General features: G+C 54.2%; 15 protein-coding genes and 3 pseudogenes. 13 read left to right on the top strand and 5 right to left on the bottom strand.

What is annotated here, in order from left to right; all coding sequences use genetic code 11:
• From Q0932_RS18025 to Q0932_RS17990, 8 genes and pseudogenes are all read left to right on the top strand, one after another.
• Nucleotides 1-309 (top strand): annotated as a pseudogene (locus tag Q0932_RS18025) (hypothetical protein); the annotation flags it as partial.
• A gap of 91 nt (nucleotides 310-400) precedes the next feature.
• Nucleotides 401-1,135 carry a heparan-alpha-glucosaminide N-acetyltransferase gene (locus tag Q0932_RS18020; protein WP_299356198.1) on the top strand — a complete coding sequence of 245 codons (735 nt, stop codon included), beginning with the start codon at nucleotides 401-403 and terminating at the stop codon, nucleotides 1,133-1,135.
• A 131-nt stretch (nucleotides 1,136-1,266) separates the two neighbouring features.
• On the top strand, nucleotides 1,267-2,046 hold the full coding sequence (locus Q0932_RS18015; protein WP_299356196.1) for a hypothetical protein: 780 nt from the start codon (nucleotides 1,267-1,269) through the stop codon (nucleotides 2,044-2,046).
• A 66-nt stretch (nucleotides 2,047-2,112) separates the two neighbouring features.
• On the top strand, nucleotides 2,113-2,946 hold the full coding sequence (locus Q0932_RS18010) for an SdiA-regulated domain-containing protein (RefSeq protein WP_299356194.1): 834 nt from the start codon (nucleotides 2,113-2,115) through the stop codon (nucleotides 2,944-2,946).
• Nucleotides 2,947-2,996: 50 nt separating this feature from the next.
• Nucleotides 2,997-3,662 carry a hypothetical protein gene (locus Q0932_RS18005; RefSeq protein ID WP_299356192.1) on the top strand — a complete coding sequence of 222 codons (666 nt, stop codon included), beginning with the start codon at nucleotides 2,997-2,999 and terminating at the stop codon, nucleotides 3,660-3,662.
• Nucleotides 3,663-3,667: 5 nt separating this feature from the next.
• A complete protein-coding gene (locus Q0932_RS18000) occupies nucleotides 3,668-5,098 on the top strand; it encodes a hypothetical protein (protein ID WP_299356190.1) in 1,431 nt (476 codons plus the stop codon).
• A gap of 64 nt (nucleotides 5,099-5,162) precedes the next feature.
• Nucleotides 5,163-6,026, top strand: coding sequence for a metallophosphoesterase (locus tag Q0932_RS17995; protein WP_299356188.1), 864 nt, complete (start codon nucleotides 5,163-5,165; stop codon nucleotides 6,024-6,026).
• Nucleotides 6,027-6,157: 131 nt separating this feature from the next.
• A pseudogene (locus Q0932_RS17990) lies at nucleotides 6,158-6,412 on the top strand (sulfatase-like hydrolase/transferase); the annotation flags it as partial.
• 82 nt (nucleotides 6,413-6,494) lie between these two features.
• Here Q0932_RS17990 and Q0932_RS17985 read toward each other — a convergent pair.
• The 3 genes from Q0932_RS17985 to Q0932_RS17975 all read right to left on the bottom strand — a co-directional run bounded on the left by Q0932_RS17985 (nucleotide 6,495) and on the right by Q0932_RS17975 (nucleotide 7,901).
• Complete coding sequence (locus tag Q0932_RS17985) at nucleotides 6,495-6,698, bottom strand: DUF3955 domain-containing protein (protein WP_299356186.1); 204 nt, start codon at nucleotides 6,696-6,698, stop codon at nucleotides 6,495-6,497.
• A 62-nt stretch (nucleotides 6,699-6,760) separates the two neighbouring features.
• Nucleotides 6,761-7,225 carry a hypothetical protein gene (locus Q0932_RS17980; RefSeq protein WP_299356205.1) on the bottom strand — a complete coding sequence of 155 codons (465 nt, stop codon included), beginning with the start codon at nucleotides 7,223-7,225 and terminating at the stop codon, nucleotides 6,761-6,763.
• A gap of 94 nt (nucleotides 7,226-7,319) precedes the next feature.
• Entirely contained in the window at nucleotides 7,320-7,901 is a 582-nt protein-coding gene (locus Q0932_RS17975; protein ID WP_299356184.1) for a DUF3658 domain-containing protein, read from the bottom strand.
• A 159-nt stretch (nucleotides 7,902-8,060) separates the two neighbouring features.
• Here Q0932_RS17975 and Q0932_RS17970 point away from each other — a divergent pair, with 159 nt between their 5' ends.
• The 3 genes from Q0932_RS17970 (at nucleotide 8,061) to Q0932_RS17960 (ending at nucleotide 9,836) form a co-directional block, all read left to right on the top strand.
• Nucleotides 8,061-8,573, top strand: a complete 513-nt coding sequence (locus tag Q0932_RS17970; RefSeq protein ID WP_299356182.1) for a DUF805 domain-containing protein — start codon at nucleotides 8,061-8,063, stop codon at nucleotides 8,571-8,573.
• A 132-nt stretch (nucleotides 8,574-8,705) separates the two neighbouring features.
• Nucleotides 8,706-8,774 carry a hypothetical protein gene (locus tag Q0932_RS20580; protein ID WP_366141429.1) on the top strand — a complete coding sequence of 23 codons (69 nt, stop codon included), beginning with the start codon at nucleotides 8,706-8,708 and terminating at the stop codon, nucleotides 8,772-8,774.
• Nucleotides 8,775-9,539: 765 nt separating this feature from the next.
• Nucleotides 9,540-9,836 (top strand): hypothetical protein, encoded by a 297-nt coding sequence (locus Q0932_RS17960; RefSeq protein WP_299356178.1) that lies wholly within the window; start codon nucleotides 9,540-9,542, stop codon nucleotides 9,834-9,836.
• On the opposite strand, the gene Q0932_RS17955 is transcribed toward Q0932_RS17960, so the two are convergent.
• Nucleotides 9,833-9,973 (bottom strand): hypothetical protein, encoded by a 141-nt coding sequence (locus Q0932_RS17955; protein ID WP_299356176.1) that lies wholly within the window; start codon nucleotides 9,971-9,973, stop codon nucleotides 9,833-9,835. The genes Q0932_RS17960 and Q0932_RS17955 overlap by 4 nt on opposite strands.
• Nucleotides 9,974-10,159: 186 nt before the next feature.
• Between Q0932_RS17955 and Q0932_RS17950 the strand changes: the two genes are divergently transcribed.
• Both Q0932_RS17950 and Q0932_RS17945 read left to right on the top strand, forming a co-directional pair.
• Nucleotides 10,160-10,774 carry a hypothetical protein gene (locus Q0932_RS17950; protein ID WP_299356174.1) on the top strand — a complete coding sequence of 205 codons (615 nt, stop codon included), beginning with the start codon at nucleotides 10,160-10,162 and terminating at the stop codon, nucleotides 10,772-10,774.
• A 42-nt stretch (nucleotides 10,775-10,816) separates the two neighbouring features.
• Nucleotides 10,817-10,981 (top strand): annotated as a pseudogene (locus Q0932_RS17945) (DDE-type integrase/transposase/recombinase); the annotation flags it as partial.
• 310 nt (nucleotides 10,982-11,291) lie between these two features.
• Here Q0932_RS17945 and Q0932_RS17940 read toward each other — a convergent pair.
• The gene (locus Q0932_RS17940; RefSeq protein WP_299356172.1) at nucleotides 11,292-12,299 is read right to left on the bottom strand and encodes a DUF5671 domain-containing protein; all 1,008 of its coding nucleotides are present in this window, start codon (nucleotides 12,297-12,299) and stop codon (nucleotides 11,292-11,294) included.
• Nucleotides 12,300-12,316 lie beyond the last annotated feature (17 nt).

Here is a 12,316-nt window from a genome sequence, read left to right as displayed (position 1 = left end):
AGCACGGCGACGAGCGGGGCTCAGAAGTTTCCCCGTGCGGCTTCCTTCAAGATGAGTTTGTCGAGCGTCAGGTCAGATGTTTTGCTCAGCGATTCTCAGATCTATGCCGCGACCGGCTTCCCTGCGCTGACAGTGCCTGCCGGTTATGGTGAAGACGGTCAGCCGGAGGGTATTACTTTGATCGGTGACTTTCTGGGTGAGGACAACCTAATAATCATTGGCTATGCTTACGAGCAAGCAACACAAGCGCGCCAGATGCCTGATCTGGACAAGACCATAGGCGATATTGGGTCCATGATGAACAGGTAGGGAGGTGACGTCAGACAGATACGAACCAGTTAGTCGAAGGCTGTACGAAGCTGTAAGAACCTGAGCGTGACGCGGAACAGGAGGACGATTTATGATGTTTACCGGTTCCGAAATTAGGGGAAATAGACTTCTTTTTCTGGATGTCGCGCGAACAATCGCCTTGTTCGGGATGATTGTTTTTCATTTCTTCAGGGATTTGGAAGTCTTCGGGATGATCGCGCAGGGAACAACTCTGAACGTTGGATGGGCCATTTTCGCGCGCGCTATTGCTGGAAGTTTTCTGTTTCTGTCCGGTGTGAGCCTCGTTCTGGCCCATGCCCGCGGCTTTCGCGGCAAGGCCTGGTTGCGGCGGGTCGTCCTGATTTCTGGCGCCGCCTGCCTTGTCACCTTGGCCACTTACGCAGCCTTTCCATCGCAATTCGTTTTTTTTGGCATCCTGCATGCACTCGCCTTGGCCAGCCTTCTGGGCGTGCCATTTCTTTTTGCGCCAGTGTGGGTATCATTGATCGGTGCTGTCTCGATCCTGATTGCCTCCGCGACAGTCGGGCGCGCCGTATTTACGTCTCCATGGATGGCCTGGACAGGACTCGGGATGGAGGTCCGCGCATCGTTGGATTTCATTCCTATTGTTCCTTGGATGGCGCCGTTTCTTCTTGGTGTCGCGCTGGCCAGAATTGCATATACCAAACGGTTCGAACCAACTTGGCCGCGCTGGTTTCCCGCGCAAGCCGTAGCGTGGCCCGGCAGACACAGCCTGGCGGTGTATTTGCTTCATCAACCCATATTGCTAGCTCTGATCGGGGCCGCCGCGAAGGTAATGAAATGATCACCCGTCCGGCGAAATGCGTGCGCCGCAACAGGGTTCCGCGGGGTCGGTGCAAGTGTTCCGGTTTGACAAATTTCCCCGCCGCACGTGTAATGTTTACAAAAGATCTCATAATCAAGGACTTCAACAGCGTGGCAGAGAATTTTCGTACCTCGCAGGGCTGGCTGACCGTCCTGGCGATAGGATGTTTTTGCATTGTGGTCGGTCCCGTCCACGCGCAGGTCATGGATGCAGCCGGATCCATTCTCCCTGAAATCGACGTCCGGGGTCGCGGATGGGATCAGATATTCTATCCCGCCGAGCTTTTGGATTTCGCGATCGCGCTGCTTGGAACGACAGTGATGATCGCTGCGATCGCCTATCATCCCGTCATGCTGGCGACTCGCCGCACACGATCGGATTTCGATGCACCAAAAGAACTGTTCGTTTATGCCCTGATCGGGATGGTTGTCGGGTTCCTGATCATGCATCACGGATATCTCATTGGCTTCGTGCTCTTTGGTCTCGGCGGTCTGTTGCGCTTCAAGTCCGACGATGGGTCCGCCGACACAATGCGCCTTATCTTGGTAACCCTGATCGGGCTCTGCGTCGGTCTGGATTTACCCGTTGTGGCCCTGATCACCACCGCCAGTGCATGGGCTGTGATTTATGCCTTTGGCGGACCCGTAAATTTCGAACTCGAGGTCCGGTTTTCAGAAGAGAACACAATCTCCGACGCAATGTTCGCCTTGCGTGAGCAGTTAACCGAACGTGGGTTCAAAACGGTGTCGATGAGCAAGACCAAGTTCAAACCCATCGTGAGTTACGTGGTGTCGGGACCGCGCGGGTTTCGACGATCTGCGCTTGAGCGCGAAATGATGCAGTTGGTTTCTGCCCCTGAAAGCGGGATTGACGACTGGCATGTTGACTGAGGCGTGAACAAAATGGTCCCCCTGTCCAGGTCATGTCTTCCCAAATTCGTTTTAGCGGCGTTGGCGATGCTTTTCCTGTCTGGGGGATATGGGTTTTCAGCCCCGGCCAAATCCGAGAAAATGGTTCTGCGGTTTGTCAGTATCGATAAGGTCGCGGATCGCAGCCAGGATTTCACCGAAGTTTCCGGGCTCAGCCTGTCAGAAAATGGCGGGTTCTGGGCCGTCAGTGATGATACCGCACGGCTTTTTCGCCTGGACCAAGCGGGAAAGGTTCGGAAGAAGGAAACTCTGCACGCTGTACCGGGCTTGGAAGGCGTCACCTTTGATCCGGCTGGAGGGCGCATCCTTGCCGTGCGTGAAGACACGTCCGAGATACTTGATGTAGGACGAGACGGGCGCATAACGCGGCATCCCATACTGGCAATGCAGGGAGCAGGCAGCCTGGTGGAGCATTTTAAGGAAAGCGACTCCAATGATGGTCTGGAAGGGATCACCATCGACCCCGAAACCGGAACGGTGTTCGTGGTGAAAGAGCGCGATCCAAGGCTGTTGATCGAAGTATCACCGGACCTTGGCCAAGTGCGTAGGATCGTGCCGTTGACCGGTTCTGCCGGGTTCGTGTCCGACCGGGCAGAAGATGATCGACTAGATGTTTCGGGCTTGGCCTGGGACGGGCAGCGGCAGGGTCTATGGATAACCAGCGACACAGGACAGGCGCTTTACTTTTTCTGCTTTGCCACCATGCAAGCGAGAGGCTGGGCATTGATGAGAGATGCCGGGGGAAAGTCCCGTCGTGTAGCAAATGCCGAGGGCGTGGCTCTGAGTTTAGACGGACAGACCATCTTCATCGTTACCGACGACGGCAAAGATTCCCGCCTTCTTACTTATAGAATTGACTAGGTTTACAGGCACATGTTGTGCCTCCAGACACTGAGAATGGAGATCGACCAATGACCAAATCATTTAATCTTGCAGCCAGCCTCGCGGTGGCTGTCTCTCTCGCAGGGTTGGCTGGTCCAGCAGCGGCAACGGATTTCACATCGAGATCGGGCGGAGCGTCCCAAACCGAGATGCTGGCCCGATCCAACCCGTCACCGGCCGACGGCCTCGCTTTCGTGCGTCCCGTTCTAACCGGGGTCATGTATCGCTCCGGGTTTAAAGGGGGCGACAAGTCGCGCACCGGGCTGTCCACAGCACAGCGCGGTCAGCTTTGTGAGGCAGGGTTTTCAGGGGCATTTTACGCAGATTTTGGAAAGAATACCGACTATGGCCAGACGTCTTGCGGATCGGGCGCATTCAGCTATGAGTCGGCCCGCTCGTCGCGCCCCGCTGCCGTGATGAAAGCAGTGCATGACAAGATCACAAGCAATGGCGGGCCGCTTCTGGTGCATTGCATGTGGGGCGTTCATGCTTCTGGCGCCCTCTCGGCAATGGCGCTGGTTCAATTCTGCGACTGGTCCGAGGCGCGAGCCAAGACCTATTGGGACGAAGCGCGCAACGGGGCACCCTGTTCCGGAGGTTGCAACGCCTGGATTGATGCCAAGTTCGATAAATTCAAGGCCGACCCCAAGCTGAAGATTTCGGCCGATCAACAAGCAGCGATTTGCCCGAAATGAACACCATGAAAAAGCACCTTGTTTTCGCCCTGATCACCGCGGCAACGCCCGTCATGGCCTCTGATGCCGTGAAAGGCATTGAAACCTTTCACCAAAGTCCGAACGGGATTGCCGAACGCTGTGTACGCATCGCGCCAGCACCCGGAGGGTCCTATGGCAAGAACGACCTCGAACAGGAGGCCGCCTACTGCGCCATCGATCTCTATGCTCCAAATGTCGCCATGTGCCCCAAGACCTGGAGTACCAGTCCGGGAACAATGATCCATGACATCAGCCAAGGGCCCTATGCCGGGGACCGGGGAGAATTTGAACGCAATGCCTGCAAGGAAGGAAAATCAGCGGGCGATCTGGCCAAGGACACGCTAGCAAAGTTCAAGCCGACCATGAACGCCAAGGGCACGAGCGGCACGTTTTCTCCGTCTCCGCTGCTCTACTATCATTTCTCGCGGTATTTCGACATGACGGTCAAGGTCCCGGTCACGGTCTGGCGGTCCATCGACGCGGGCGCTCATCTGGGCGAGGTCGCGCGAGCGGGGCTTTCGCTGTCGAGCGGCAGGCATGGCGGGCGGATGAACCATGCCGGTTGGGAGGCGTTGGTCAGTGCCGAGAAGACCCCGGCTGGCTATCAGCCGACGGATGATCTGTTCACAGCCGATCGCAACCAGATCTATGGCGCACTGACCAGTAGTCCTGGGCACCGCTATGGCTCGGAGATCAATGGCACGCGCGTCTCGGGTTGGGGCAAGGGTCAGAATCAGGATTTCCAGAAAACACCTGCTTTCCTGGCGCTGCGCTCAGACAAGCCGTTGACCCAAGCAATCGAATTCGGGCTGACCGAGGGCCGAAAGGACCGGCAGATCGCCAAGGACCTGGGGCAGTCCGTGACGCCGCAGCAGATGGTCTTCTGGATGACCGAACTGACCGAGATTGTGCTGCTGGACTTCATCTTCAGCCAGCAGGACAGGGTCGGAAATATCGATTTCACACCGTATTATTATTGGCTTGAAGATGGAAAGCTGACGCACAAACGGACAAAGCACCACGAAGCCGGTGACGGGTCGGTTCCGGCAGACGCAATTCTGTTGCGGCGAACCAACCTGAACGACAATGATGCCGGTGGCCGGGTGCAATATGCCAATTTTGCCAAAAGTACGCAAATGCTTGAAAAGTTCCGACATTTAAACGCAAACACCTACGTCAAACTTGTGGCGCTGAATGCGGATCTGCAAAGCGGCGGCCCGATTTTTCAATGGCTTGAAACATCCTTCGGTCTAAGCGACCGCGAGGTGGCACAGGTCGTGAAAAACACCACATTGGCTACCGATATCCTGCGGCAAAGCTGTGAACAGGGCCAATTGATCTTTGATCTCGAACCCAAGCAATTTTTCGAAACCGGCAGTGTCGTTGCAAAGGAGTTCCCCTGTGATGTCAGCTAGAGCAGTCCTGAGCGCACTCTTTCTGCTGATATTTTGCGGGTCCGCATTTGCCCAGAACTTGCGGGTGGCAGTCATTTCTGACCTTAACGGGTCATACGGGTCGACGCGCTACTCTCCCCGCGTGGCTGCGGCGGTTGATCGCATCATAGCGCTTGCCCCGGATCTGGTCATATCCACGGGCGACATGGTAGCGGGGCAGCGCCGCCCGGTTCTGAGCGAACCGGAAGTGCGCGCGATGTGGGAGGCCTTCCATGCCGAAGTCACCGAACCGCTGAACCGCGTGGGCATTCCCCTGGTCGTCACTCCGGGAAACCACGATGCATCCGCCTATGGTGGATTCGAAGCGGAACGCGCAATCTTCGCTGAGCAATGGCGGGCGATGAAGCCCATGCTCGACTACATCGACGACGGTGACTATCCATTTTTCTACGCCTTCGAAATGGGCGGCATACGTTTTGCTTCACTCGACGCTACCACGCTCGGCCCCCTTCGGGGCGATCAGATGAAGCGTTTGTCCAAGGCAATGAAGGGCTCAGGACCAGCTGTTACCTTCAGCCACCTGCCACTTTGGCCCTTCGCCCAGAGCCGTGAGCGTGAAATTATCGGCGATCCAGCGCTAGAAGCACTCTATCACGAGCTGGATGTCGATCTGCATCTGTCGGGCCACCACCACGCCTTTTATCTTGGCTGGAAGGATGGCGTAGCCTATGTCTCGCAGGCATGTCTGGGGGGCGGCACGCGGGTTCTGATCGGGGATACAGTTCGAAGTGAGCGTAGCTTTACGATACTGGAGTTCGGCACCGAAGGTCTACGCTCAGTGCAAGCTTACACGGGCCCTGGCTTTCGAGAGCTGCTCGACCAATCCAGCTTGCCACCGCAAGTGATATCCCCCAAGGCCACGCTGCAACGGCTCGACCTTGTGAAGTAACCCGCTGTTCAGTTGTTGTTGGCGCGGTTCTGATCCGCCTGCCCAAGAACACGACGCCCTGCCGTCTTTCTCGAACAGGTAGTTGATCGCCTTGGCGACCTTGTTCTGTCGCGACAGTTTTCTACGCACAGTCCTCCTGCACACCTGGTCGGGCGGCGATGCAAACTGGACTCTTTCCGAACAGTTCGGGCATGACAACCGTCGCCTTTCAGGAGCGAGGCGGAGGACTACCAGCGGCAGAATGGACGCTTGCGTCGGTGCTGAAGCAAGCCGACTATAACACCCACTTCATGGGCAAATGGCACCTTGGCGAGTCCGACTATGCGCTGCCCATGCCCATGCCCATGGGTATGACAAAATGGCGAACACGTTTCTCTATCACTTGAACGCGCTCACGCTTCATTGATTGCCTTGTCGGCATCCAAGTCATGATAGAACGAAGTCGGCAATCGAACACCAAAGAGGATTTCATTTACGCCGCTTAACCAAAAGTGAAACAAGCATCAAAATTACGCCCAGTGCAGCCAGAATGAAGGTCAGCGGAAGAAAAAAACTCTCCTGCAGGACACCGTTCGGATCTATGTCGCCGTAAAAAGCCATCTCAGCCAACCACGACAGGCCAGCGAGAACCAAAGCAATAATACCTGCAATTCGAAGTCTAGAATTGGTCATAATCTTTCCAATCTGTATTAAATTTTGATATCAGACAGCTAACCTATAGGAACACCTCTGGGTCAGTTGGTGTTTCGAGTTAGTAATAATTTTAGTTTTTCGGCCTGTGCATCAGAAAGTGCCAAGATGAAGTTCGTGCCCTGGATCGCACCGGCGATTTGCACAGAGTTGACCAATTGGCCACCAATACGAATGTCCATATTCTTGCCAATAGATTGCTCTGTGAAGGCAGCCAGAGGGCTTGTGATCTCAGGTGTCAACTCAAGTCGAACCTGCGACTGCCCATCCTCCCCGCGTTGAATCTCTAGTTCGACCACATCATTTTGAGTAACCCTGATCGGCCCCAGCCAAAGCGCTGCGTTTTGCTGCTCAACGACGCAAATAGGGTATTGCCCCGGATTTCGCCCCCCGCCAAGATCAAGGCACACGTCATCATATTGCGCCTTCCGAAATTCTGACCCAGCCCAGAACGACATGGCTGCTGCCAATGCGACTGCTGCAATGGCCGTCATGTTATTTCTTGTCATTCGAAATCCTTCAAGGAGTGCTCAATTACAATATCACTGGGCCACATAGCCACCGCAGCATCACTGTTCTATACTGCTCAGATGTAGGGCAATGTCATTGACGTCGCACATCATAGTCACGCAGGCTTGTTTGAGGGCCGGAAGCCTCAATCGCATTATCCGCGATCAGATGCTGAAGTCTTCCGGATAGGAATACATCACCCAACAGATTGTGTTCGTCGCAACGACCCATTGTTGTGCCGACCACGTGTGCGGCAGATGTCCAGTCTTCGGGGCAACAAGCCAAGAGCAGATGGTCATAGTAATCCTCTGCAACATCGACGATCTTGCCTGCTTCCCATATACGCAGCGTACCACCACTGCCTCGCAGACGCAGAAAATCAGAAGAAAGCGCTGCTCTTGTAATCGGGTCTACGGCTTCTCGCTGATCAAAAAGGCTCGCCAGTAAAGCCGGAGTTTGCGGACCTATATAGGGCAGTGACTTTAAGCCAGTCGTTCCAACTCGGGTCACCGAACCTTTGAAAAGGCGCAGGCCATGACATGCCATCTCCAGAAACGTTCGCTCCGATGCATTCTCGCCCGCCCATATGCAAACTTCTGGCGCATGATCCTGCAGCAAATGGGCTGAAAGGATGTCGAAATCGGCTAATGGAGGAAGCGGGTTGTCAGGGGACACGTCCCGGCTTGAGGACACGCTGCTTGAATTAAATCACTTTCCGCGTGGTTTCCCAGTCTGAATTTTCCCATTTCCACATAAAACTTGCACTGCCGCGGTTTTTCGTAAACATTTCAGAGTGCAAAATATGACGGCGAGAGCGAAACGAGGGGTTTCACAATGGGTTTCACGCAATCAGTCAAGACCTGCTTGTCCAAATATGTCGTGTTTTCGGGCCGTGCGCAGAGATCAGAGTATTGGTGGTTTGTTCTGTTCGTCGTCCTGGTCAGCGTCGGGTTGGCGGTACTCAGTTCGGTCCTTTTTGGCACTGATCCGGAAACAGGACAGGGATCCGACGTGTTGAACTCAGTTTTCCAACTGGCGATGCTGCTTCCGATGCTCGCCGCAGGGTGGCGTCGATTGCATGATACAGGTCGTCCTGGATGGTACCTTTTGCTTCCAATGGCCTTCAGTATCGCAACGATGTTCATGCTGCTGACCGGGGTTGCAGTTTTTTCAGCGCTCGAAACCGGCGTTGAAGACCCTGAGACTTTGCGAGGACCCGCAGCCTTTCTTGGTGCAACCGGTTTGATGGTTATGTACGCGATTCAACTTGTGCTTTCTGTCTTGATGATCTGGTGGCTTTCGCGCCCTTCACAAGAGGGCACGAATGAATATGGTGCACCGTCTTAGGATTACATGACCACTCACTGGCACTTCAATGCTGGAGAACCATTATTGCCTCCTCGTACGAGGACCCTTAGGAGCTAAATATGAAAAACACTTTCTGGTCTGCGTGTCTGATGTGTTGTCTGTCGGCGGCCCCTGCACTTGCCGAATGGGGCTTCAGCGGTAGCCCACTACCAAATGCATTTATTCAGACAAACAACATGACGCTGGAGTTGCAGTGTGACCGCATTCGATTTGCCCCAGCCGGTTATCAGGACAGTGAGGACATGGTCAAAAAGCAGGGCCTTTCCATCCGATTCATGAAAAATGGTGCAACAGAGGTTGGCGCGTTTCAGGCGGGTCAAGGGAACGCCACCCTGCGGATTGTCGATAACTATCCTGTCGAAGTTGTGTTCCAAGACTCCGCTGACTACCAGTTCATTCTGGATCAGATTGCAGCCAACGCCGTCCTCAATCTATCCATGGCGGATCAAGATGTGAGCTATGGGCTTTTTGACCTTAAAGGGTCCGGCAAGGCCATTAGATCACTGCGATCCTCTTGCGGTTCTACACCAAAAGCAGCCAACAGCACCATGGAGGCCCCAGAGGGGGTGGTGTACTGCGGCGGTGGCCAAGTAAAACGCCAGATCGAGTACCTGATCCTTGATAAGGCACAGGGCCAATGGGACGCGGTGGTAACAGTCAACGGCACAACCATGTCCGCAATGACGGCCTATAGCTACTTTGGAAATGCAGAGCCACCACGGGGTTTTGTGGTCGCGCTGTTGGGAGAAGATCGGTCCGAGTTCCTGGTCTTCAAAGATGGCAACAAGAACTGGCTCGAATACGGAGACTACCAATACAACCAATGCAATTGACTTGATGGTCTCGGTGTCTTGCGGTCTCGAATTTGGCCTGTCTCATCTCTTTTGCCGCGCCTCTAATACGTTCTACTAAAATGACACCATTAAACCCAGAAAGGGAATAGACATGAACACAACATTTAAACTGGCTTCCTGCGTGATCTTTGGCACTTTTTTGTCAGCATGCGTGGAAGATACTGGCTCCGCGTCCTCGTCTCCCAATCGTGCGAACCAAGATTGTCTAGCGGCGGTCGCCGAAACGACAGGCAATAGTCAAGTCAAGGTTCTGTCGTCGGAGGCTCGCGAGGCCAATATCCTGGTAATTGTCGGCGTTGGACCAGATGCAGCACCTTGGCAATGTATCACCTACGGAGATGGAACGACCGAAGGCATCATGTCTTTAACAAACGAAGGCACCCTTTAAGAAATTCGGGGCACGCCAGTGGCCGTGACCCGAAACACCTTTTGGGCTGCAGAGTTTGTTTCCGAGTTTACTTCACCAAACAGATTGAAACAGCCAAGGCCATTGGGCTCAAACCCCCATGCGTCTGGCATAGCCATGGTTGACTAAACTCCGAGGTTGAGCCCTATATCCATTCTGAAAAATACGAATGTTTGAAGTAACGAGAAAAGATGACAGGAATACAGTGAAGTCGCTGCAGGTCTGCTTGGTTTTAGACACTGCACATTTTTAATTTGAAAAGGATTCAGTGCGACAAACCAGTTTGAATGAACTAAGTAACTCAAATGAAATCGACATTATTCCTTATTCTAATAGGCACGCTTATCGGCGCGGTGGTCACTTTATTCATGATGAAGCAACGTGCGCATTGGCTGGCAGCGCTGGAGTTTGAGCTCACCCCACCACCTGTGCCCTTTTCTGTTTTACAAGACATCCAAACCGCCGAGCAGACTTCTTACGCCAAACGCTCACGTATTCGTAGAGCAGCGGAGGAAGCGCAGGATGTTCTCGTTTTTGCTTCGCCTGGCTTGGCCTATCGATTGAATTTCTCTGTTGGTCGATATCGCATGAAGGCCCAAACAATCGAAGACTTGTTGCCATGGGCAATCGACCAAAAATATCTCGACCTCAAAAACATACGAGAGGAAGATTTTACACATGCCATTGCATATTTCTCCGAACAGCCGGTGCTAAATGACTGGCAGGCCTCTGTGTATCTGGAATGGCTCAGGCAAGATCATCCCGAACTTGCTGCCATGAACTGGTCTCAGATTGCGGCAGATCCGATGCTCGTCGCAAAACTTTATTCCGGATATATGGGCGCTGGCGGTGACTGGAAAACCTGGCGCATGAACCTAACACCAGGTGTCGTTGCCCTCAAACGATTGGGGCTTTATTAAGACCCGTCGGCATGTTGTAAGACAAATTCGAACCAGTATCTACTAGGCCAGTAACTTGATGCGCTTGTTCACGTCTACGGAAAGCCTATTTGCATTGTCAGTGACAATGGGACGGAGTTCACCAGTCGGGCGATCCTGAAATGGGCTGGCGATAACGATGTGGATTGGCACTATATTGACCCCGGCAAACCGCAGCAGAATGGCTTCACCGGGCATATATCATCACCGCTAAGCGAATGATCTCTGGGCTAGTCTTGAAGGGTGACGGAAGTAATCCTGGAAGGAACTGGAGCCGGTTTAACTTAGCCGGATCAATCGGTGCTACTATCTGAAATCGTTTTGTTTTTATATCCAGCCTGAACTGCAGTTTTCTGCCACAGCACGGTCATCCGAGTTGAAGCACCCTGCGACCAGATCGAGGCTGCAGCAGAAGCTCCTAGAAGATGGGATCACCCGCTGGTTTTGGATGTGGCAGGCGTGCATCCATTTGGGGCCACGCTCTTGGGATGACGGACAGTCACTCCATTGATCGTTGCAGGCAGACCCTGTTTGCGTCAACCCGCAAGTCATAGGCTTGGATGGCGGGTGGAAATTCAACCTCGGTGCATAATTCAAAATCCGTCGGTGCGATGCGCTGGTACGTGATTGCCGTGGCATACCCGGTCAGCTGCACTGGATTGCGCGCGCAGATCAATGGGTCAAGCATACCCGGCAGGTTTGCGCGGTCGATCTGGGTACAGGCGGCGACGTCCGCCGTGAGACTGCGCAGATCGGAGATGCGCCAGCGGTCGCGCTGTTCCATCTGGCCTTGGGCCGGACCACCCACTGTCCACAGGGTCAGACCCAAGACAATCATGGCCGACCCCGTCAGAACCCAGGCCGCGGGGAGATGGGCAAAGCGAAAGGGGAAATCACGGTTCTCGCGAAAATATGCCAACACAATCAGAGACATCAAGGCAACCGCAACGGATTTAACAAGGAACCGCAGTGTGATTTGTCCATCGAGCCAACTGTAGATCAGATAGAGCGCATCGCCCAAGAGCGTGATCACCGCCACCAGCATGGCGATGGCCGACAGCCACCGGCGCATCGTTCCGTGTTTTCGCGAAGAATCTGACGCAGCCGCATGCCGATCTTTTCGATCCATTGCCCAGAATACAGGGACAAATACAATCAGCGCAGCCATCGACCAGCGCAGCGCGGCCAAACCCGAATAGCTGTGTAGTTCATCCGGTTCTGGCAACCAGATGTTGATCTGGGCGAAAAGCAAAGCGAGCGTGTTTCCGGCGACCATTCCGAACACCACGAAGAGCAATGCATAGAACAAGGCGTCTCGCGCCGCTGAGGAGCGAACAGGTCGGGGTACGGCACCCGCACCATCACAGATCATCCAACCTGACAGGGCTGTAACGATTTCGGTCTCGGTCCAGTTTGCGGATTTCAGGCTGCTGCGCACGTCATCTTCGGAGCGACCGGACTGCAAGGCGTCTCGAACATAGCTGGAGAGTTCTGGCGGAATGTGCATGGTGGAGCATTCTTTCA

Origin of the sequence: uncultured Shimia sp., from assembly GCF_947498095.1 — a bacterium.
GTDB lineage: Bacteria > Pseudomonadota > Alphaproteobacteria > Rhodobacterales > Rhodobacteraceae > Shimia.
The sequence above is the reverse complement of the archived record's forward strand: the minus strand, read 5'-3'. Positions and strand labels throughout refer to the sequence as shown.